The 19855-nt window shown below is 57.5% G+C and carries 17 protein-coding genes; all 17 read right to left on the bottom strand.

Going from position 1 to position 19855, the window contains the following annotated elements:
• The 17 genes from ftsA to P3B99_002970 all read right to left on the bottom strand — a co-directional run bounded on the left by ftsA (position 1) and on the right by P3B99_002970 (position 19711).
• Complete coding sequence (ftsA, locus tag P3B99_003050; protein WYJ08104.1) at positions 1-1191, bottom strand: cell division protein FtsA; 1191 nt, start codon at positions 1189-1191, stop codon at positions 1-3.
• Positions 1188-2093, bottom strand: coding sequence for an FtsQ-type POTRA domain-containing protein (locus P3B99_003045; GenBank protein ID WYJ08103.1), 906 nt, complete (start codon positions 2091-2093; stop codon positions 1188-1190). Before P3B99_003045 ends, ftsA begins: the two co-directional genes overlap by 4 nt.
• Entirely contained in the window at positions 2093-3004 is a 912-nt protein-coding gene (locus P3B99_003040; GenBank protein ID WYJ08102.1) for a D-alanine--D-alanine ligase, read from the bottom strand. The genes P3B99_003045 and P3B99_003040 overlap by 1 nt, the downstream gene beginning before the upstream one ends.
• A complete protein-coding gene (locus tag P3B99_003035) occupies positions 3001-4230 on the bottom strand; it encodes a cyanophycin synthetase (GenBank protein WYJ08101.1) in 1230 nt (409 codons plus the stop codon). The genes P3B99_003040 and P3B99_003035 overlap by 4 nt, the downstream gene beginning before the upstream one ends.
• Complete coding sequence (locus P3B99_003030; GenBank protein ID WYJ08100.1) at positions 4230-5321, bottom strand: UDP-N-acetylglucosamine--N-acetylmuramyl-(pentapeptide) pyrophosphoryl-undecaprenol N-acetylglucosamine transferase; 1092 nt, start codon at positions 5319-5321, stop codon at positions 4230-4232. Before P3B99_003030 ends, P3B99_003035 begins: the two co-directional genes overlap by 1 nt.
• Entirely contained in the window at positions 5318-6445 is a 1128-nt protein-coding gene (gene ftsW / locus P3B99_003025; protein ID WYJ08099.1) for a putative lipid II flippase FtsW, read from the bottom strand. The genes P3B99_003030 and ftsW overlap by 4 nt, the downstream gene beginning before the upstream one ends.
• 15 nt (positions 6446-6460) lie before the next feature.
• Positions 6461-7645: a LysM peptidoglycan-binding domain-containing protein gene (locus tag P3B99_003020; protein ID WYJ08098.1), complete on the bottom strand. Its 1185-nt coding sequence runs from the start codon at positions 7643-7645 to the stop codon at positions 6461-6463.
• Positions 7646-7676: 31 nt separating this feature from the next.
• A complete protein-coding gene (gene murD, locus P3B99_003015; GenBank protein ID WYJ08097.1) occupies positions 7677-8966 on the bottom strand; it encodes a UDP-N-acetylmuramoyl-L-alanine--D-glutamate ligase in 1290 nt (429 codons plus the stop codon).
• Positions 8966-10066: a phospho-N-acetylmuramoyl-pentapeptide-transferase gene (gene mraY / locus P3B99_003010; GenBank protein ID WYJ08096.1), complete on the bottom strand. Its 1101-nt coding sequence runs from the start codon at positions 10064-10066 to the stop codon at positions 8966-8968. The genes murD and mraY overlap by 1 nt, the downstream gene beginning before the upstream one ends.
• On the bottom strand, positions 10066-11670 hold the full coding sequence (locus P3B99_003005) for a Mur ligase family protein (GenBank protein ID WYJ08095.1): 1605 nt from the start codon (positions 11668-11670) through the stop codon (positions 10066-10068). Before P3B99_003005 ends, mraY begins: the two co-directional genes overlap by 1 nt.
• A gap of 27 nt (positions 11671-11697) precedes the next feature.
• Positions 11698-13275, bottom strand: coding sequence for a UDP-N-acetylmuramoyl-L-alanyl-D-glutamate--2,6-diaminopimelate ligase (locus tag P3B99_003000; GenBank protein ID WYJ08094.1), 1578 nt, complete (start codon positions 13273-13275; stop codon positions 11698-11700).
• Positions 13276-13282: 7 nt separating this feature from the next.
• A complete protein-coding gene (locus P3B99_002995) occupies positions 13283-15292 on the bottom strand; it encodes a penicillin-binding protein 2 (protein ID WYJ08093.1) in 2010 nt (669 codons plus the stop codon).
• Positions 15289-15657, bottom strand: a complete 369-nt coding sequence (locus tag P3B99_002990; GenBank protein WYJ08092.1) for a hypothetical protein — start codon at positions 15655-15657, stop codon at positions 15289-15291. The genes P3B99_002995 and P3B99_002990 overlap by 4 nt, the downstream gene beginning before the upstream one ends.
• 2 nt (positions 15658-15659) lie before the next feature.
• On the bottom strand, positions 15660-16598 hold the full coding sequence (gene rsmH, locus P3B99_002985) for a 16S rRNA (cytosine(1402)-N(4))-methyltransferase RsmH (protein WYJ08091.1): 939 nt from the start codon (positions 16596-16598) through the stop codon (positions 15660-15662).
• Between the two features lie 93 nt (positions 16599-16691).
• The gene (locus P3B99_002980; GenBank protein WYJ08090.1) at positions 16692-17117 is read right to left on the bottom strand and encodes a hypothetical protein; all 426 of its coding nucleotides are present in this window, start codon (positions 17115-17117) and stop codon (positions 16692-16694) included.
• 407 nt (positions 17118-17524) lie between these two features.
• Entirely contained in the window at positions 17525-19285 is a 1761-nt protein-coding gene (locus P3B99_002975) for a chloride channel protein (GenBank protein ID WYJ08089.1), read from the bottom strand.
• The gene (locus tag P3B99_002970) at positions 19286-19711 is read right to left on the bottom strand and encodes a PTS sugar transporter subunit IIA (GenBank protein WYJ08088.1); all 426 of its coding nucleotides are present in this window, start codon (positions 19709-19711) and stop codon (positions 19286-19288) included.
• Positions 19712-19855 lie beyond the last annotated feature (144 nt).

Below are 19855 nucleotides of genomic sequence, written 5' to 3'. Positions count from 1 at the left end.
TCAGAAATTGAAAAGTGTTGAGAGCCAGCCCGTCTTTTTCCGCGCCGATTTTTCCTCCTCCATTCGGGCGTGTTCGAGGAGTCCGAGTGCGGTCGCAAATTCCTGATACCTCAGCGACGGCTGCAACGCGCCGCCGAATTTGCCTTTCGAGCACGGCACTTCGAGCACCGCCGAGGCAAGCTCGCAGATTCCCGCGAGGTTCGCCGTGCCGCCCGTGATGACGCATTCGTTGAGTTCGGCGTATTCGGGCATGTGCTCGGCGCATTCGTCGCGCAGGAGCGTGAAAAGCTCTTCGAGGCGCGCGCGGATAATGCGGTTGATTGCGTCCATCGGGATTTTCTTGTCGCCGATTTGCTTGTTGCCGATGTTCCAGAACTGTTGCGATTTTTCGTCTTCGGTAATCGTCGCCTTTCCGCAGTGGATTTTAATGCGCTCCGAGTCTTTGCGGCTCAGGCGCAGGCCGAACGAGAGGTCGTTTGTGATGTGGTCGCCGCCGATTGGGATTACGCCCGCGAAGACGGGTTTGCCGTGCTTGAAGTAGGCGTAGTCGCTCGTACCGCAGCCGATGTCTACCACGAGCACGCCGTTTTCCTTCTGCTTTGCGTCGCTTACGACATATCCCGACGCGATTCCCGAAAACACGAGGTATTCCACTTCAAGCCCGAAGCTCTGCACCACATGCAGGGCGTCGGTGATTTTCTCGCGGTCGCCGTGGAGCATCCAGTAAGACACTTCGATGTGCTCCGCCTTTTCTCCCACTGGGTCGGCGCAGTATTTGCCGTCGAGGAAGTAGCCGCTGCAAATGCGCTGAATGTAGGTTCTACCGTCGGCGAGCGACTTCCCCCGCGCGTCGTCGATTGCCCGTTGCAGGTCTTCGCGGCGGACTATTCCGTCCGCGCCGGATACGTTCGCCGAACCCGTATTCCTAAAACCCCTGATGTGCGTTCCGCTGATTCCCAGACACACCGACTTTATCGGCGTGTCGCCCGAATGCTCCGCCATGACGATTGCCGCCTGCGCCTGCGCCGCCGCCTTCACCACGTCGCAGATGTCCGCCTTTTTGACGCCCGCGGTCGTCGCCTGACCGCTTCCGACTATGTTGAGCATTTTGCCGTCGACTATTTCGCCGAGGAAAACCTGCATCTTTCCCGTTCCTATTTCAAGCGCGGCTATTGTCTTGCTTTTGCTCATTTCGATTTCGGTGTTTCGAATTTTACGACCGACCACTCTTCGAGCGTGAGGTCTATTTTCTCGGCTTTGTTTGTCGGGTTTTCCCTCATGTATTTCATTATGTATTCCAGCCTGTCGAGTTGGCGGGGATATTCGGAGGGCTTGAAAACGTATTTCGCGCCGTCGGCGGCGGTTGCGGTTATGAGCGGGAGCGTGCGGCTGCCGAGCTGCGACACGTCGACCGACACCCACGAGCCGTAGATTTCGGGGACGCGGGCTTTCGTGGCGTTCAAAAATTCTTCGAGCTTTTGCGCAAGCCCGTAGGGCGCGGGGGCGTTGCCCGCAAACTTGGTGGCTATCCCCGCTACCGTTTTCAGCGATTTTATCTTATCGTCCGAAATGCACACGGGCGAGAAGAACGCGCCGTCGGAGTCCATCAAAAACACGCGCGTCTGGAAGTCCACCTTTCGCGAGACTTTCGCAATCGGCGCGCGCTCCGAAATCGTGATGCGCAGAACGTCGGGGTAGAGCCTTTCGACTTTCGAGCTTTTGATTTGCGACATCGCGTCGAGCGACTGCTTTATCGCGAAAATATTGACGTCCGCAAGCTTCGTGCCGCGCCTGATTTTCAGGTAGCCGTTGAGCCACGCGCCCGTTATCGCGCCGTCGGTCTTGAATTCGAGTCGGCTTATCGGCTTGCTTTCGCCGCCGAAGAAGTCGTCGAAATACGAGTTTCTGTAAAGCTCGATTCCGCCCCATACTATCCCGACGAGCGCGGCTACGGCGCAAACGCGCTTTGTCCAGACCCAGACGCGGCGGCCGAGCGCGCGCCACGAAATCGGCTTGCTGCGCGAGCTTTTCTTCGACATTCCGCTTTTGAGGGACGTCCAATCGGCGGAGTCTGTTGTGCGTTTTTTGGGCATTATTTGCGGAGTCTCGAAACAGCCCCCTCGGCGAGTTTTTCGCAGAGCGATTTGAAGTCGTAGCCGACGCAGCTTGCGCTTTTGGGCAGGAGGCTTGTGGGGGTCATTCCGGGGAGCGTGTTGATTTCCAGAATAACGAAGTCTGACTCGTCGTTGCCGATGAAGTCCACCCTCGCGAAGTCGCGGCAGCCGCACGCGGCGAAAGCCCTTTCGGCGGCGTCGCGCATGGCGGAAGCGAAAGCGTCGGAGATTTTTGCGGGGAAGTCGTAATGCGTGCTGCCCGCAGTGTATTTGCGCTTGAAGTCGTACACGCCGCCCTCGGGGCTGATTTCCACAACGCCCGCCGCCTTGCCGTAGATTACGCCTATCGAAAATTCGCGCCCCCTGCGGAATTCCTCCGCAAGCCACTGGCCTTCGGAAATGGTTTTAAGCCCCGCTTCGGCGTCGGCGGGGGTCTTCACCGTTATCAGCCCCACGCTGCTGCCCTTGTCGGCGGGCTTTACGATTGAGCCGTTCGGGAAGAGTTCGAAGAGCGTTTCCGCCGAGGGCTTGTCGTCCGCGGAAAACTCGATTGCCCGCGCCGTCGGAAGCCCCGCGAATTTGAGCACCGCCTTTGCCGCGGGTTTTACCATGCAGACTCGGCTCGACAGCGGCCCGCAGCCCGCGTAAGAGAACCCCGCGGCTTCGAGCTGTTCTTGGAGCGTGCCGTCCTCGCCGTAGTCGCCGTGCATTGCGGGGTATATTACGGTGTCGGCGGGGTTCGGCCCGTCGGGGAGTTTGTTTTCGTCGAGCCGCACGAGTACGGCGTCGAATTTGTCTTTGAGCGCGTCGAAAACGTTTTTGCCGCTCACAAGCGACACGTCGCGTTCGGGGGAGATGCCCCCGCAGAAAACTGCCAATTTTTGTTTCATTGTCTGAAAAATTCCTTTGCCGAAAAGTAGAAATCGCCCGCGCCGACTATCGCGACGTTCGTTTTTCGGGCGTCGACACTTTTGATTTTGTCCGCAACGATTTTGAAAAATTCTTCGGGTTTCGCAAGCTTAATGCGCGTCGATTTTTCGGCGATGGCGGAGCTTTCTCCGAGGGGGTCGAAAGGCTCGCTCGCGGGGTAGACGGGCAGCAGGAAAATTTCGGCGTCGTCTGCGCGTTCGTCGAGAATCCGCGCGAAGTCGGCGGCGAACCTGCGCGTGCGCGTGTACCTGTGCGGCTGGAACGCCACGATTCTGTCGCCGCCGTATTTTTTGCAGAACCAGCCGAGAAAAGACTTCACTTCGTTGGGGTGGTGCGCGTAGTCGGCGACGACCCGCAGGCGCGGGGTGTCGAGCAGGGTTTCCTGTCTGCGCAGAAGCCCTTTGTAGTCGTCGAAAACCGACGTGTCGATTTTTATTGCGAAAGTCTCCTCGACCGCCGCCGTTGCCATCGCGCGGTTGATTTGCGTGAATTCAGTCCCGGTTTCGACCGCGCGGCACGGCGATTTAGACCGCGCCGCGACGCGTTCGAGCAGCGCGTCGCCCTTCGGGTAGATTACGGTTTTTTTCGTGCGCGCAAAGAGCCTTTCGAACATTTCTTCGAGGCGCGAAGTGTCGGCGTAAGTGTCGGTGTGGTCGAGGTCGGCGTTGAGCGCGACGGTTATTTCGGGCGAAAACCTCTCTATTGTGCCGTCGCTTTCGTCGATTTCAGAGACCACGATTCCGCCTTTCCCGCAGTATCTGTGCATGGGAAAATCTACGGGGACTGCCCCCACGAGGTATCCGCAGTCAAGCCCGAGTTTCCGCGCGGCGTGGGCAATCAGCGCGCTCACCGTGCTTTTGCCGTGGCTGCCGACGACCGCCGTCAGCCTGCGGTCGGCGCAAAGCTCCGCCCAGCACTCTCCGCGCCTGATTATTTCGTCGCAGCCCGTCGCCGCCCTGATTTCGCCGACTCGGCGCGCAAGGGCTGTGCTGATTACGACCCTCCTGTCGGGCTCGATCCTGTGCGGATTTTCGAATTCCACGCCGCATTTTTCGAGCGCGCTTTTCACGTCGAAATTCGGCGAGTGGTCGAAGCCCTCCACGTCCGCGCCGCCGTCTTTGAGAAACGCGGCAAGGGGAGCCATGCCCATTCCGCAAACGCCCATCATGTAGAATTTGTCCGCCATTATTCGGAGCGCGCTATTTCGGAGAGGTCTGAAACAATCTTCGAGGCATCGTTGAGGTCGTCCACGCGTTCGAGGTTTTTCTCCATGTTTTCTTTGAGCTTTTCGTTGCCGAAAATTTCGAGGACTTCGTCGAAGAGTTTGTGGAGGTTGCGCTGTTCGAGCACCACGCAACCGCCCTGACGCTCGAAGCATTTTGCGTTTTCGAACTGGTGGTTGTCGGCGGCGTAGGGGTAGGGCACGATGACCGACGGAAGCCTGCACCGCGCAAGCTCCGCTATTGTTCCCGCGCCCGCCCGCGCCACGACTACTTTCGACGCCGACATCGCCGCCGCCATGTTGTCGCAAAATTCGAGGAATTTAATCTGCCGCGTTTTGCCGTCCGCCGCCTTGATTGCGCGGTTTTCGAACTTGTCCTTCCCCGGGCCGCAGACGCAAAGCACGTCGATTCCCGCGTCGGCGAGCTTCTGGAATTTTGCGTTCGCCCATTCGTTTAGAGCCGCCGCCCCCTGGCTGCCGCCCAGAACGAGCAGAATGTTTGCCTCTGCCGCAAAGCCGAACGCCGCTTTCGATTCCTCCGCGGGGAGCAGCTTGATTTCGTCGCGCACGGGATAGCCCGCGTGTTTTACCTGTCCCGCCTTGCGGCGCGGAATGCGCACGCCGTAGGGAACGTAGATGCGTTTTGCGAAGTGCCCGAGCAGGCGCGTAGCCTTGCCCGCCTTGCGGTTCGCCTCGTGCAGAACAATCGGGATTCCCTTCCACGCCGCCGCGAGCGACACCCCCAGCGAGTTGAAGCCGCCGAAGCTTATCACGACGTCGTACTTTCCGTCTTCGAGAACTTTTTTGCCGAACAGCACCGCGTTTTTCAGCTCCTTCAAAAACGCCAAAAGTTTGGCGGGGTTTTTCGAAAACGCCATTCCGGGGGCTTTGATAATGTGGAGGTCGGAATACTTCGCAACAAGGCGCGAATCGACCTGTTTGCGGCTTATCACAAAGCTCGCTTCGTGCCCCGCCTTGATCAACGCCTGTCCCACGGCGAGCCCTGGGGCGAGATGTCCGCCCGTGCCGCCGCACAAAATTATGAATTTGCTCATAGTTCGCTTGCCCTTATTTGCGCGGGTTTGCTCCAATTCCGCACGCAGTTTATAAGCAATCCCGTAAAGGCGAACATCGCGACGAGGTTCGACCCTCCGTAGCTGATGAACGGCAGCGATATCCCCTTTGTCGGCATAAGCCCCGTGACGACGCACATGTTGGAAACCGCCTGCACCACAATCATCAGCAACGCGCCTGTCGCCACCGAAAATTCGTAGAGATTGGGAGCTTTCCTGAGATTTAATATTCCCACGATGAAAAGAAAAAGGAACATGGCAACCACCAGCCATGTGAACACAAGCCCAAGCTCTTCGCCGACAATCGCGAAAACGAAGTCGGTATGCGCTTCGGGAAGAAACGCCAGCTGTTGGCGTCCCTGTCCGATTCCCACGCCCGTGATTTTCCCCGACCCGAACGCGAGTATCGCCTGATAGAGCTGGTACGAGCCTTCCGTTTTCGTGCCCTCGACGTCGAGGAAGCTCAGCACGCGTTGGAGTCTTACGGGGTTGAAGTACACCGCCGTGCAGAACACCGCAAGCACGGGGAGCCCCATCGCCGCGATGTAGAGAATGCGCGCGCCGGCAAGGAAAATCAGGATAAAGCCAATCGCGCCGAAAACCGCCGTCGTGCCGTAGTCGGGCTCTATTATGATGAGCGCGCAGAACGCGCCGACAATGCAGAGCGGCTTCACAAGCCCGTGCACAAACGACTTCATGCGCCGCTGGTTGTCGTACAAATACGCCGACAGCCAGATTACGAACGCGAATTTTGCGATGTCGCTCGGCTGTATCGCGAACACTTTGAGGTCAATCCACCTGTGCGAGCCGTTGACCTCCTTCGCGAGCGGCGAGTATACCGCGAGCACGAGCAATACCATCGACACCGCCGCGAACGGCACTGCTATTTTTTTGAGGAACTTTAAATCGACAAACGCCGCAAAGAATCCTGCGGCGAGTGCGATAAAAAGCCACATGGCCTGTTTGCGGAAAATGGCGTAGGGGTCGTCTCCTCCCGCGCCCGCGCTGACCAGAATCAGCAGTCCGAGCGATGTCAGAAAAACTGCGGGCAGAAGTATCGGAATCCACGCGCCAAACAGACCCGACTTTTCGATTTTAGCGGGCATGTCCGACAGTGCCGGTTAGAGTTCCGTTACGGGAAGTTCTGTCTGCTGGGAGGCGGGCGCGGCTTCGGGGGCTACCGCAGGCGCGGGCGTTGCGGGGGCGGCGGGAGCTGCCGCGGGAGCAACAACGGGCGCTTGCGAAGCCGCCGATTCCGTCTTTGCGTTTGCGTCGCCCACAACCGTGATTTGCGGTTCGGACTTCGTTTCAGCCTTCGGCTGTTCGGGCTTTGCCTCCTGTTTCTTTTCGGCTTTCGCAACCGCCTTTTTGGAGACGATTACGAGCTTCTGTCCGACCCTCAATTTGCGGGCGTCCTTAATGGAGTTTCTTTCCATTATCGCCTTGACCGAAGTGCCGTGTCTGTGCGCGATTCCGCCGAGCGTGTCGCCGCTTTTCACCACATATTCAAGTTCGCCGCCCGCGAGGACGACCGCTTTCTTTGTTTCGGACTGTTTTGCCGCCGCCGCGCCTTTCTTCGAGACGTTGAGCTTCTGCCCGATTTTGATGTTGTGGTTTTTAAGCCCGTTGATGTCCATCAAATGTTTGACAGTCGTCTTGTGCTTGCGGGCGATTCTTCCGAGCGAGTCTCCCTTCTTGACGATGTAGACCGTAAGTTCGTCGGTTTCGACCGCAGATTCGATTTGCGGCGCGGCGGGCTTTGCGGGGACGACTTCCGCTTCGGGAGTGGGTTCGGGCAGGGCGATTTCCTGTCCTACTTTGATAATCGTCGCGCGGTTCATTCCGTTGAGTTTAAGGAGCTTTTCGAGCGAGACATTGTGCTTTTTTGCGATTTTCGCGAGGGAGTCTCCCTTTTGCACGATGTACGTTGCGCCGCCTGCGGGTTTTGCGGGCGCCATGGGCGCGAGCGTGTCGCCGCCGCTTTTCTTGGGCTGTTCGGCGGGCACAAGTTCTTCCGATTTTGAGCCGGACATGTTCCACGCGGGGCGCGTGGGCGCGGCTCTGAGCGCGGGGCTGCCTTCGGGCGGGATAACCTCTTTTGCCTGTTCCGCGGGCGTTTCCGCGACGGGCTGTTCGGTTGCTACGGTAGATTCGTCCTTCTGCGACGGGTTGATTTCCTCGACCGTCGATTGCGCCTTTTGGGGCTGGGCTTCCGGTTCGGAGCTGCAGCCCGCCTGTATTAACATTCCGCCGATGAGCACGGCGTGGAAAGCGATGATTGTCGTTATTGCAACGGATTTTTTCATATTCTGATACCCCTTTGTTTACCCTTTATCTTTACATTTTATTTAAATTCTTCAAACACAAAACTTCGTTTTCGAAAGATTTTCCCCTCTCGACGTAGCCCGAAAACATTCCGAAGCTCGAAAACGCGGGGCTGAACAGCACCGCGGCGTTTCCGTCCGCGAGTTCGTACGATCTTTTTACCGCCTCTGCCATCGATTCGCACACGAACGCGGGGATTTCAAGCCCGTCGGCGAGCTTCCGCGCGGTCTGCCCGATGAGCACCGCCGCCTTTGCGCGTTTGTTCACGGCGTCGGTCAACGGTTTGAGGTCGCAAAGCTTGTCCTTGCCGCCGCCGAGCCAAACGAGGTTCTTTTCGCCTTTAAGCTCTTCGAGGGCGGCGAGGGCGGCGTGTATGTTTGTGGCTTTCGAGTCGTTGTAGAAGCGCACTCCGCCGACTTCAATCGGCTTCGAAAATCTGAACGCGGGCAGATTGAAAGTTTTTGCCGCCTTTTCGAACGCGTTTTTGTCCAGTCCGAAAAGCTTTCCGAATTCGACCGCCATCGCGAAATTCCGCGCCTGTATGGAGCTGTCGAACGGCGGCGGGGCGGAGCGCGTTGCGGATTCGTCGATTACGACCGCCGCGTCGGGAAGTTTTGCGCCGTATTCGCGCGCGGCGTCGGCCACGCTGCTTCCGACGACTATTCCGCCCTTTGTTGCGCTTACCAAATTGAATTTTGCGCGGAAATATTCCTCCATGTCTTTGTGCCAGTCGAGGTGGTCGGGCGCAAAATTCGTCCACAGCAGGAAGTCGGGGCGCAGGAATTGCAGGTTGGAGGTCTGGAAACTGCTAAGCTCGCAGACTGCGGTTTTTTGGGGGTCGCGCCCGTATTCGGGGCAGAACGCGCTAAGGGGCGCGCCTATGTTGCCCGCCGAAAACGCATCGCAGCCCGCGATGTTTAGCGCGTGCGTGATGAACGAAGTCAGCGTTGTCTTGCCGTTCGTGCCCGTGATTGCGATTGTCGAGCCGCTCCACGCAAGGGCGGAGAGGTCGGGCTCGCAGATTGCCGTTGCCCCCGCGTTGCGGGCGGTTTCAATCCATTTGTGGTCGGGGCGGAATGCGGGCGAGTACACGGCGAGGGCGTGGCGTTTTGCGGCGTCGGCGGAAAATTCGCGCACGGCGGAGGCGTCGCCCGATGCGGGCTTTTTCGCCGAAGTCTCCGCGTAGAAAACCGACGCGATTCCGAGCGAGTCGAGCAGTTTTTTCGCGGCGGTTCCGCTTGCGCCCGTCCCGAAAATCGCGACGGGTTTGCCACCGGCAAGTTGTGCGATTTTGTCCGACATTATCTTATCTTCAAAGTCGCCAATCCCGCGAGCGCGAAAATCAGCGAAATTATCCAGAACCTGATTACCACCTTTGTCTCCGCCCAGCCTTTCAGCTCGAAGTGGTGGTGAATGGGAGCCATTCTGAAAATTCTTTTCTTCGTGGTTTTGTACGACGCCACCTGCAAAATGACCGATACCGCCTCCATCACGAAAATGCCGCCTACCAGAACGAGCGTCGCGGGCTGTTGCGACATGAACGCGACTATCCCCACAAGCCCTCCGAGCGCGAGCGAGCCCGTGTCGCCCATGAAGACTTCGGCGGGGTGCGCGTTGTACCAGAGGAACGCGAGCGACGCGCCCAGAAGCGCGCAGCAGACTACGGTAAGTTCGCCGCAGTCGGGAATGTATCTTAAAAAGAGGTATTCCGATGCAATCGTGTTCCCCGCTACGTACGAGAACACCGCGTACGCCACAGCCACCGAAACCGTGCAGCCTATCGCAAGCCCGTCGACTCCGTCCGTGAGGTTGAGCGCGTTGCTCGACCCTCCGATGACGAGGAACATGAACACGAACGCGAACCAGAACGGCATTGAGGCAATCAGCGGATATTTGAGGAACGGAATCCAAAGCTCGCGCATGATTGAGCCGTAGTCTTTCGAGAAATAGAGAATCGAGAGCGCGGCGAGCGACACCGCGACCTGCACCGAAAGCTTGATTTTTCCCGACACTCCCCTGCTGTTTTTTTTGACGATTTTCAGGTAGTCGTCCGCGAAGCCGAGAGCCGTAAGCGCGGTGTACACAAAGAGCGCATTGAAGACAAGCAGGTTGAACTTTGCAAAAAGCAGAGTCGCCGAAGTCAGGCTTGCGTAGATGATAAGCCCGCCCATTGCGGGCGTTCCCTTTTTGCCGCTGTGAAGCTCTGCGAGCTTGCCGACTTCCTCGGCGGTTCTGAAACTCTGCCCGAATTTTATTCTGCGGAGGGTCGCAATGATTCGCGGCGCGATTACGATTCCCAGAAAAAACGAAAACGCCAACGCGCAGCCGCACCTGAATGTCAGGTATCTGAAAAGGCGCAGCGGGCCGAAAAAGTCTTCGAGATTTGCGATTTCGAAAAACATTATATTCTCTCCCTTTCGTCCTCGTCGTCTTCTTCTTCGAAATCTTCTGAGTCTTCGCCGCCGTCGTCTACGCCGTCGTCGGCATCTTCAAATTCGTCCGAGTCTTCGTCTTCAATGTCTTCGCCGCCGTCCGATTCCACGACTTCGTTTGCGGGGGCGGCGGGCGTTTCTTCTTCGGGTTCTTCTTCGGGTTCGCCGCGCTTGGCGGGGGCTGCGGAAAGCTTTTCGAGCACGGCGTCGGGCAGAGCCTTTTCGAGGGCGCACACGCGGCTTCCCTTTACGAACACGAATCCGCCTAGCTCGGCGACTTTCGCCTTTGCGGCTTCGGCGGTGTCGAACACAAATATGTTCTTTTCGTCCCAGCCGTTTTCGAGAAGCCCCGTTTTGTAGACGTCCGCGAACGCGCCGACGAGCACTGCGACGTCGTTCGAGTAGGGCTGAATGTGCGCGCCGATGTCCTTGTGGTGCGGGTGCGAGGCAAGCCCAAGCTCCGCCATCGTTCCCAAAACGTACGCGCGTTTTTCGGCGGACTCCGAAATTTTTGCGAAGCGCGCAAGGGCGTCTTTCATCGACGTGGGCGAGGCGTTGTAGCAGTCGAGGTAGTATTTTGCGGCGTCGGTTTCGACTATTCCGCCGCGCATGGGAAGCGGCGCAAAGCCTTCGAGCGTCTGCGCCATCTGCTCTTCGCGCCCGCCGAGCATGAGAGTTGCGGCTATGGCAAGGAGGGCGTTTTCGAGCATGCCCTTTGTCATTTGCGGAACTTCGAAATAGTATTCGTCGCCGCCTTCAATGCACATGTCGATTGCCGCGAAGTCGTTTTCGATGTCGGAAACGGCGTATCTGAAAACGAGGTCCGCCTTGAATTCGGGGGCATCGGCGGGGGCGACTATCGCCTTTTTGCATTTAAGCTCGTCAAACGCCTTCCAGCCGAGCAGGTTGTGGTGCATCAGACACCAGCCGCCGTCTGCGGCGTGCGCGGGCAGAACCGCCTTTTCCTTGGCGACGTTCCCGACCTGCTCGAACCTTTCGAGGTGCGAAAGCCCGACGTTTGTGATTATTGCGATGTCGGGTTCAATCATGGTGGCAAGCTCGCGCATTTGGTCGGGCGCGCCCACGCCCGCCTCGACGATTGCAAGCTGATTTTGGCGCAGGTCTATGCGGGTGAGCGTAAGCGGCACGCCGATTTCGTTGTTGAAATTCTTTTCGGTTATGAGCGGGTTTTTCCACGCCGTGAGCTTTGCGAGCATTTCCTTTGTGGAGGTCTTGCCGCACGAGCCCGTTATTCCAACGACGGGGTGTTCGAAGCGCAGTCTGTGCATTTTTGCTATGCGCTGAAAGGCTTTGAGGGAGTCCTTTACGACGAGCGTCGGAATTTCGACGTCAAGCTCGCGCTCGGCGATGATTGCTGTTGCGCCGTTGGCGGCGGCGGCGGCGGCGAAGTCGTGCCCGTCGCGCTCCGCCTTGATTGCCACGAAAGCGAAGTCTTTGCCGATGTTTCTGCTGTCGTTTGAAAATCCGCGTATTTCGGGTTTGCGGGAAGGGTCGAGCTTCGACCATTTGCCGCCCGTCCACGCTTGTAAATCGTCTGCTTTAAAGAAAGGCATGTCGTTTGTAATGTTTGGTGTTTGTGTTTATGAAAGTCCTTTGAGCTTCAAAAGCTCCTCCGCGACGCGCTTGTCGTCGAAGGGAATGATTGTGTCGCCGAGTTCCTGGAAAGTTTCGTGCCCCTTGCCCGCAATGAGAATGCAGTCGCCGTCGGAGGCGGCGTCGATTGCGAGGTTTATCGCCCTTCGCCTGTCCTCCACGAATTCGATTTTCGAAGCGTCGGAGACGCCCGTTTTCATGTCCTCGAAAATCGCCTTGACGTCCTCTCCGCGGGGGTTGTCGGAAGTCGCCCACGCGAAGTCGGCGTACTGCTGGACGACGCGCGTCATCTTGGGGCGTTTTGTTTTGTCGCGCCTGCCGCCGCAGCCGAAGACAACAAGCAGCTTTCCCTTTGCGACTTTTCTCAGCATCGAAAGCCCGTTTTTGAGGGCGTCGTCGGTGTGGGCGTAGTCCACGAAAATATCGAACTTAGCGGGGCTTTTGACTTTCTCCATTCGGCCGGGGACGCCCGAAAAGTTTTGGAGGGTTTTCGCAGCCGCCGCGACGTCGCGCCCCGAAGCGTAAATCGCCGCAAGAGCCGCGAGCGCGTTCGAGACGTTGTAGTGCCCCGGCATGTTGACCGTCGTGCGGACTTCGCCGTCGGGCCACACGAGCGTGAACTCCGACTTCTGCGGAAGCATGTTTACGTCTTTCGCGCGGACAACCGCGTCTTCGGCGTCAACCGCAAACGACACGAGCTTCGTTTCGGGCGAGAGCCTTGCGGCGATTTCCCTGCCGCGCGGGTCGTCGAAATTGACTACCGCAGCCTTCGGCTTTTTGCCGAGCGCGCCCGTGAACAGCGACGCCTTCACCTCGAAGTACGACTCCATCGTCTTGTGGTAGTCCAAGTGGTCCTGCGTGAGGTTGAGGAAGCACGCGCAGTCTACGGCGATTCCCTTTACGCGCTTCTGCTCTATCGCGTGCGAGCTGAATTCCATCGCCACCGCCGAGCACCCTGCGTAGCGCATTTGGCTTAGCATTGCGTGAAGCTCCAACGCTTCGGGAGTCGTCCGCGCGGCGGGCAGGCACCTGCCGCCGAGGTCGTAGTGGATAGTTCCCACAAGCCCGCATTTCGAACCCGCGCCGTCGAGCATTTTTTGAAGCATCCAGCTGACGCTCGTCTTGCCGTTCGTGCCCGTAATCGCGAAAGTTTCGAGGAGTCCGTCGGCGTTTCCGTAAAAGCTTTTGGCCGCCGCCGCGGTAGCCTCCGCTATGTCGGCAACCTGAATCCACGCCGCGGGAAATACTTTCGGCGCCGGCTCTTCCGAGACCACCGCGACCGCGCCCCTGTGCGCCGCCTCTTCGACATAGATGTTGCCGTCGGTGTGCAGACCCTTTACAGCGAAGAACGCCGTGTTGGGCACAACGCGCCTGCTGTCGGCAATGAGCATTTTGATTTCGGCGGTTTTGTCGCCCGTGATTTTAAGCGCGCCGACCGCCTTTGCGAGGTCGCCCGCCGTGTACGCGGGAAGACCGCCCTCCTGCTGCGCGAAAGAGAGCGAGCCGAAGCGGCTTCTTGCGCCGCACAATGAAATCAGACTGTTTAAATTTGAAAACCCTATCATATTAAATCTATCTCCAAGCAACCATTTTTTCGTAGTCTTCGTCGGTTTGGATTCCGAGGTAGTTTGCCGCCTGTTCGGCGACGTTCTTGAACGACGGCGCGGCGACTATGCCGCCGTATCCCACGCCCTTCAACTTCGGAGAATCCACAACAACGGTAATCACGAGGCGCGGACGCTGCGCGGGGAAGAAGCCCGTGAAAGACGCAACGTGGTCGCGCGTGCTGTAAGTTCCGTTTATTATTTTTTGCGAAGTTCCCGTTTTGCCCGCCACCTTGAAGCCGCGGAGCGCGGCGCGTCGGGCCGTGCCCGTGTCGCTTACGACCTCCGAGAGCATGTCGCTCATGAGGGTTGCGATGCGCGGCTTTATAACCCTGCGCAGGGCTTTGGGGGGGTAGGCGACGACCGTTCCGCCGCGTTTGTCGAACACGCGCTTGACAAGCTGCGGCTGCATGTAAATTCCCTGATTTGCTATCACGCTCATCGCGCAGTGGATTTGCAGGGGCGTTACCGCCACCGCATGCCCCATGGGCAGGCGGGTAATCGTCAGCCCGTCCCAGTCCTTGACTTTGTGGAGCGTGCCGCCGATTTCGCCGACAAGCCCGATGTCGGTCTTTTCGCCGAATCCGTAGAGCCTCGCGTAGTGGTAGAGCTTCCTTTCGCCGAGCAGAATGCCGAGGTGCGCCGAGCCTTTGTTCGAGCTTTTTTTGGTTATCTCGCGCACGGTGAGGTTGCCCATTTTGTGCGCCTCCTTGGGCAGGCGCAGAACCCTGCCGCGGTATGTGATTGTCGGCGCGTTGCAGTCGAAAACGTCGTCGGGTCCCACGAGCGATTCGTTGAGGGCGGCGGAAATCGAGACGATTTTGAATGTGGACCCAGGCTCGTACTGGTCGCAGATTGCGCGGTTGCGGAGCGAGTCCTGCTCGGCCTTGTTGTATTCGTTGGGGTCGAAGTCGGGATAGCTTGCCATCGCGAGAATATAGCCCGTGGACGGTTCGCTTACGATAATCGTCGCGCTTTTGGGGTTGAACTGCGAAACTATGTTGCGCACCTCGCGGTTCGCCATTTCCTGAATTATCGAGTCTATCGAAAGCTCCACGTTCAGCCCGTCGGTCGGGGCGACGTCGCGCGAGCGGTAGTGGACAAGCTCTTCGCGGTGTCCGTCTCGCTCGGTTTCAATCCAGCCGTCCTGCCCGTGGAGGTAGTAGTCGAACTGTTTTTCGATTCCCTGTTCCGCGCTGAACTCCTTGTTGACAAAGCCCACGATGTGCGCGGTGAGGCGTCCCGACGGATACACGCGCACGTATTTTCTATCGCCGCGGATTCCCTTGATTTTCAGCGCCCTGATTTGCGTGTATGTGGCGTCGTCGAGGTTTTCGGCGATTTTTTTCCAGCGCGGCGAGAACGACGCAAAATTGCGTTCAAGCTCCTTTTGCGGCACTTGCAGAATGCGCGCAAGCTCCGCAAAAACCTTTGGCTTTTGCGCGGTCTGTTCGACGCGGCGTTCCACGGAAAGCTCGGTGCGCGGGGTCGTCAGGCACTTGCGCAAAAGCTCTTCGAAAGTCATGTTGAGGTTTACGCCTATGCTGCGCAGACGCTGGGTCTGCCGCTCGTCGAGGCGGTTTTTGACGCGCCCGATTTTCTCGGCGTCCTGATAGGGCGTGCAGATTGCGAAGACGTCGGCGGGGCGCATTTTGAGGATTTCCGCGAGCTTGCGGAGCTTCTCCCTGCCCGCTTCGTCGAACTCCACGCGCTCGGGGTCTGCGCCGATCGTGATTACGGGGCGGCTTGTGGCGAGCAGGTTGTCTTTCGAGTCTACAATGTTGCCGCGCCGCGCGGGGATTTTGTCGAAGAGTTTTCGCGCCTTGTCGGTCGCCTCGATGCTTGCGTCGCTCCTTACTACGTGCAGAAAATACAGCCGCGCGAAAATTGCGCAGAACACCCCCACTATGCACAGCGAGACAAACGCGAGTCTCCCCGTGTATATGAAAATGGAAGTCTTCCGCCGCCTGCGCGTCATTGACGAACCGCGCCTTTCTTATCGGGGGCTTTGAACGAGACAAGTCCCTTTGATTTTCCGCCGAAGTCGATTCTGCCGCCGTCGTAGTTTTCGTACGCCCAGACGACCGCCGTCATCTGCGGGCGCACGAGCCTTGTGCTTGCGCGGCGCGTGAGCAGGGCGGGGTTTTCCTTTTCGGCGATTTTTACTGAAAGCTCTTCGTTGTCGCGCCTGAGCTGTTTTATTGCGCGTTCGTGCGAGGCTATCTGGCGCGAGATTTCGCGCTTCTGCTGGCGTTCCGCCGACACCGCGAAGAAGCCCGTGCAAACCACGCACAGGAGAAGTCCGACCAATACTGCTATCACTGAAATGCTTTTGTTTTTCATTGTTAGTCCTTTCTTATTGCGCGTAGCTTTGCGCTGCGGCTTCTCGGATTGTTCGCTGTTTCCTCTTCCGACGGCAGAATCGGCTTGCGCGTGAGCAGTTCCGCAAGCTTTACCCTGTCCTGTACGAACGAGGTGTCGAAGCGGTCTTCGGGTCTCCCCGCCGCCTTTTTGAAAAATTTTTTGACTATTCTGTCTTCGAACGAATGGAAGCTTATCGCCGCCATCACTCCGCCGCTTTCGAGCGCGGCGAACGCCTTGGGCAATGCGCGTTCGATTTCCCCCAGCTCGTCGTTTACCTTTATGCGCAGAGCCTGAAACGCACGCGTCGCGGGGTGGATTCTCTCGTGCGAGGGCGCGGCTTCGGCGATTGCCTTTGCGAGTTCGGCGGTCGTCGATATTTTGCCAGCCTCGCGCGCGGCGATTATCGCGCGGGCGATTTTGCGCGCGCGCGGCTCTTCGCCGTATTCGCGCAGAATTTCGACAAGCTCGGATTCGTCCGCGCTTTCGATGTATTCGCGGGCGGTGAAGCCCTTTGTGGTGTCCATGCGCATGTCGAGCGGCCCCTCGCGCATGAACGAAAATCCGCGTTCGGGGGTGTCGAGCTGGAACGACGACACGCCGAAGTCGAAGAGTATTCCCGCAAAGCTTTCGCCGCCGAGCATGTCCAAATCGGAGAATGCGAGGGGGCGGAATTCGAAGCGGTCGGGGTAGTCCGCCGACACCGCTTTTGCGCGTTCGATTGCGGCGGGGTCGCGGTCGAGCGACACCACTTTGCAGTCCGCCGATTCGAGGATTCTCCTCGTGTGTCCGCCGCCCCCGAACGTGCAGTCGAGGTATGTTTTACCGTCGCGCGGCGACAAAATTTTCACGACCTCTTCGAGCAGCACGGGCTTGTGTTGCTTGGGGGCTTCGCGAAAATTGTCGTCATCTGAATATTGCATTAATTTGCGGTAAATCTGGAAAAAGTTTTTGTCGAAACGCCGTTTGCGTCCTTTTGTTTTCTGTAAAATTCGGCTTCATATGCGTTCGGCGGTTTATATACCCAATTCTTCGAGCAGCGCGGTATCGTCGTCGTCGGGGGATTCTCCGAGCCATTTGGCGCGATGTTCGGGATTCCACAGGTCGAAATTTGCGCCCATGCCCGCCATGCAGACTTCCTTTTTTATGTCCGCTTTCGCAAGTATGGATTCGTCAAGCATTATTCGCCCCTGTTTGTCGCAACCGAATGTGCATGCGTTTTGCAGGAATTTTGCCAGCGCGCGCTGTTTTGCGACGTTCGTAATCGGGATTTTCGAAATTTTCGAGCGGAGTTCCGCCGCCATGTCGGGCGGCATTACGCGGACGGCGTTGTATGTGCCGTATTTCACAAGTATCGCAAGATAAGAGTTTTCGCCGTCGTCGTCCTTGAACCTCCACTTTGCGGGGATAGTTATGCGACGCTTCTCGTCGAGCACTTTCATAAAAGTACCCGCGTAAGTATCGCCAACTGTATGTTCTTCGGACATCTCTAACCCATGCTCTCCATTTTCCTCCATTTTTTGCCATTTCTACCCACGAGTCAAGTAATTTTTCGGCGGTTTTTTTATTTTCTAAAAAAATTTCCGCGGGGAGTTTAATTTGCAAGCGTCTGAAAATTCACAAATTGCGGGCAAAAATTTCCGCGCCGATACAAAAAAGCCCGCCGATTCGAGGGCGGGCGCGGAGGGCGGGGAAATTTTCGGACTGCGGGTTGCGCTTGGAAATTCCCGATTTTTTTAAGAAGTTTGTGGGCGTGTCTTTGCGGCGGGCTGGGGGCTTGATTGCGTTTTGCGCGGTGAATTAGTTTCCCAAGTGTTTTGCGGTTTGCAAGTTGTCGGGCGGGTGTTGCCTACACGCGGACGCGCTCGCGGCGCATGACTTCGGCAAAGCCCATCAAAATATCGCTTTTATAGACAGTGCCGCAGAATTTTCCCGAAGCGTCCACAATCGGCAGAATTTCGCCCGAAATTTCCGAAAACGTTTTTATTGCGTCGATTAGCGGCGTTTCGGGCGAGAGTTTGGGGAGGTCGGTGCGCATGATGTCTTCGGCGATGACGTTTGAAACGTAGTCCGACTTCAAAAAGCTCAAAATGTCGCTTCTGAATATTGCGCCGAGGTATTTGTTTGTGCGGCTTGCCACGAAAACCGCCTCGTCGGGGGTGGCGAGAAAGCGTTTCGAGATTTTGCCGAATGTTTCGTTGAGCATTACGGTGTCGGAGTTTTTCCTGAAAATGTCGCTCAGTTTGACCTCCGCAATCGGGCGGTTGAACGCCGACATCACGTTGCCCGCCAACGCCGAGCTGTACATGGATTTCGCCCCCGTCATTTTCGACACCGCATAGGAGGTCAGCACCCCTATAATCAGCGGGAAAATCATTCTTCCCGCGAGCGTAAATTCGAGCACGAGCATAAGCGACGTAATCGGAGCCGCCGCCGCAGTCGTGAAGAACGCCGCCATTCCCAGAAGCGAGAACCCGATCACCTCTTCGGGCGAAAGCGGTACGCCCGCCGACACGAGCACGTTTGCGAAAAGGAAGCCGAAAATGCTGCCGATTGTAAGGCTCGGCGTCAGCACCCCGCCGACCGCGCCCATTCCGAAGAACAGCGCAACGCACGAAATTTTCAGCACCGTGAACACCAAAATCTGCCCCGCCGAAAAATCCATCGAGACAATGCCCCTTATTATGTGCGCACCGTTTCCGACGACTTCGGGGTAGTAAATCGAGATGCTCCCAACAATAATCCCCGCCAGCGCGAGACGGACGGGCAGCCAGTAGGGGTTGCCGTTGAGGGTTTTTCTTGCGCCGTTTAGCATCGCAAGCCACATCTTTGCAAGCAGCGACGACAAAATTCCCAACAGCAGCGCGTAGAACGCAATCGACACTTCCTGCGAGAGGTACGCGCGGGATATTTCGTAGAGCGGCGCGGGGTTTGAAATCGTCATAATCGTAATGTAGCTTGCGCAGCTCGACACAAGCAGCGGCGCGAGAATGTCTATCGACATCACCCCGATTACGATTTCGCAGACGAAAAGCCCTCCCGCAAGCGGCGTGTGGAAAACCGCCGACATGCCTCCCGCGGCGGCGCACGCAATCAGAAGTCTGAGCCTCGGCAGGGGCACGTTCATCTTGCGCCCGAAGAGCGACGCGAACACCGTCACAGTCTGGACGAGAGGGCCTTCGCGGCCTATCGACGCGCCAGAGCCTATCGTTATAATTGCCGCGAGGCTTCGGAGCAGGTTGGGGCGCACGGGAATGTATCCGTTGCCGATTGCGACGGCTTCCATGTAGGGCGTCGCCTTTTTTTTCACTTTTTGCGACGCGAACAGGAGAATCAGCCCCGAAATCGCCCCGCCTACCGCGAGCGCGAAGATTTTGCGCCAGTCGGGAATTTGCTGGAACGTCGCCACAAAGCGTCCTCCCTCCGTTCCCGTGAGAGTCGCCAAGATGAACTGCGTGCTTTTTTGGAAAACGGTTGCGACCAACGCCGCCAGCACGCCCGCGCACACCGCGTACAAAAAAGTTCCGCTTTTGCCGCTGAGGTTTATCCGCGACCTCAAACCGAGGAGGATTCCGTAAAGTCTTTCGGATAGGCGCGCGACGGACTTCATTTAGCGCATGTCCCTTTCGATGGAGTTTTTAATTGCCGAAAAGTCGGCGTCGTCCAAAAGCGCGGAGTTTTTCTTGTGCCACTTCGCTATTTTCTGGAAGATTGAAAGGTACGCCGCCACTTGGGTTTTGTCCACCGCGATGAGGGCTACGAGCTTCGCCTTTTCTTCGTCCGTTGGCCAGTCTATTCCGTTTTTGCTGATTCCGAAAACAAGCAGGGGGTCTCCGAGGTTTGCCACGCGCCCGTGGGGAGCCGCCATTGCGCCGCCCACGAATGTGGACGCGGTGTCCTCGCGCATGTAGACAGCCTCTTTCAGCTCTTCGAGCTTGTCTTTGCCAAGCGCGTCGGAGAGGGCGGCGAAGAGCGAATCAAGACACGCCGCCTGTCCGTCGATGCCGAAGAGTTCTACAAAATAGACGTTTTTCATATAAAATCGGATTCTTGTTAAAGCTTTTTCGCGCTTTCGTCAAATACAGAAATGCGGTTTGCCCGAAATATTCCATGCGCGGCGCGGCTTGGGGAAATGTCTTGACTTGCCCGCGCGGCGGCGGCATTGTTCGTATTTTATTTT

It is taken from the genome of Opitutia bacterium KCR 482, assembly GCA_029269845.2.
Taxonomy (GTDB): Bacteria; Verrucomicrobiota; Verrucomicrobiia; order Opitutales; family Intestinicryptomonadaceae; genus Merdousia.
The sequence above is the reverse complement of the archived record's forward strand: the minus strand, read 5'-3'. Positions and strand labels throughout refer to the sequence as shown.

Excerpts from the sequence above, each read along its gene's own strand:
- P3B99_002980 (WYJ08090.1), bottom strand. The coding sequence starts at position 17,117 with ATGAAAGTGCTCGACGAGAAGCGTCGCATAACTATCCCCGCAAAGTGG.
- P3B99_003045 (WYJ08103.1), bottom strand. The coding sequence starts at position 2,093 with ATGCCCAAAAAACGCACAACAGACTCCGCCGATTGGACGTCCCTCAAA.
- P3B99_003040 (WYJ08102.1), bottom strand. The coding sequence starts at position 3,004 with ATGAAACAAAAATTGGCAGTTTTCTGCGGGGGCATCTCCCCCGAACGC.
- ftsA (WYJ08104.1), bottom strand. The coding sequence starts at position 1,191 with ATGAGCAAAAGCAAGACAATAGCCGCGCTTGAAATAGGAACGGGAAAG.
- ftsW (WYJ08099.1), bottom strand. The coding sequence starts at position 6,445 with ATGCCCGCTAAAATCGAAAAGTCGGGTCTGTTTGGCGCGTGGATTCCG.
- P3B99_003030 (WYJ08100.1), bottom strand. The coding sequence starts at position 5,321 with ATGAGCAAATTCATAATTTTGTGCGGCGGCACGGGCGGACATCTCGCC.
- P3B99_003020 (WYJ08098.1), bottom strand. The coding sequence starts at position 7,645 with ATGAAAAAATCCGTTGCAATAACGACAATCATCGCTTTCCACGCCGTG.
- mraY (WYJ08096.1), bottom strand. The coding sequence starts at position 10,066 with ATGTTTTTCGAAATCGCAAATCTCGAAGACTTTTTCGGCCCGCTGCGC.
- P3B99_002970 (WYJ08088.1), bottom strand. The coding sequence starts at position 19,711 with ATGAAAAACGTCTATTTTGTAGAACTCTTCGGCATCGACGGACAGGCG.
- murD (WYJ08097.1), bottom strand. The coding sequence starts at position 8,966 with ATGTCGGACAAAATCGCACAACTTGCCGGTGGCAAACCCGTCGCGATT.
- P3B99_003005 (WYJ08095.1), bottom strand. The coding sequence starts at position 11,670 with ATGCCTTTCTTTAAAGCAGACGATTTACAAGCGTGGACGGGCGGCAAA.
- P3B99_002975 (WYJ08089.1), bottom strand. The coding sequence starts at position 19,285 with ATGAAGTCCGTCGCGCGCCTATCCGAAAGACTTTACGGAATCCTCCTC.
- P3B99_003000 (WYJ08094.1), bottom strand. The coding sequence starts at position 13,275 with ATGATAGGGTTTTCAAATTTAAACAGTCTGATTTCATTGTGCGGCGCA.
- rsmH (WYJ08091.1), bottom strand. The coding sequence starts at position 16,598 with ATGCAATATTCAGATGACGACAATTTTCGCGAAGCCCCCAAGCAACAC.
- P3B99_003035 (WYJ08101.1), bottom strand. The coding sequence starts at position 4,230 with ATGGCGGACAAATTCTACATGATGGGCGTTTGCGGAATGGGCATGGCT.
- P3B99_002990 (WYJ08092.1), bottom strand. The coding sequence starts at position 15,657 with ATGAAAAACAAAAGCATTTCAGTGATAGCAGTATTGGTCGGACTTCTC.
- P3B99_002995 (WYJ08093.1), bottom strand. The coding sequence starts at position 15,292 with ATGACGCGCAGGCGGCGGAAGACTTCCATTTTCATATACACGGGGAGA.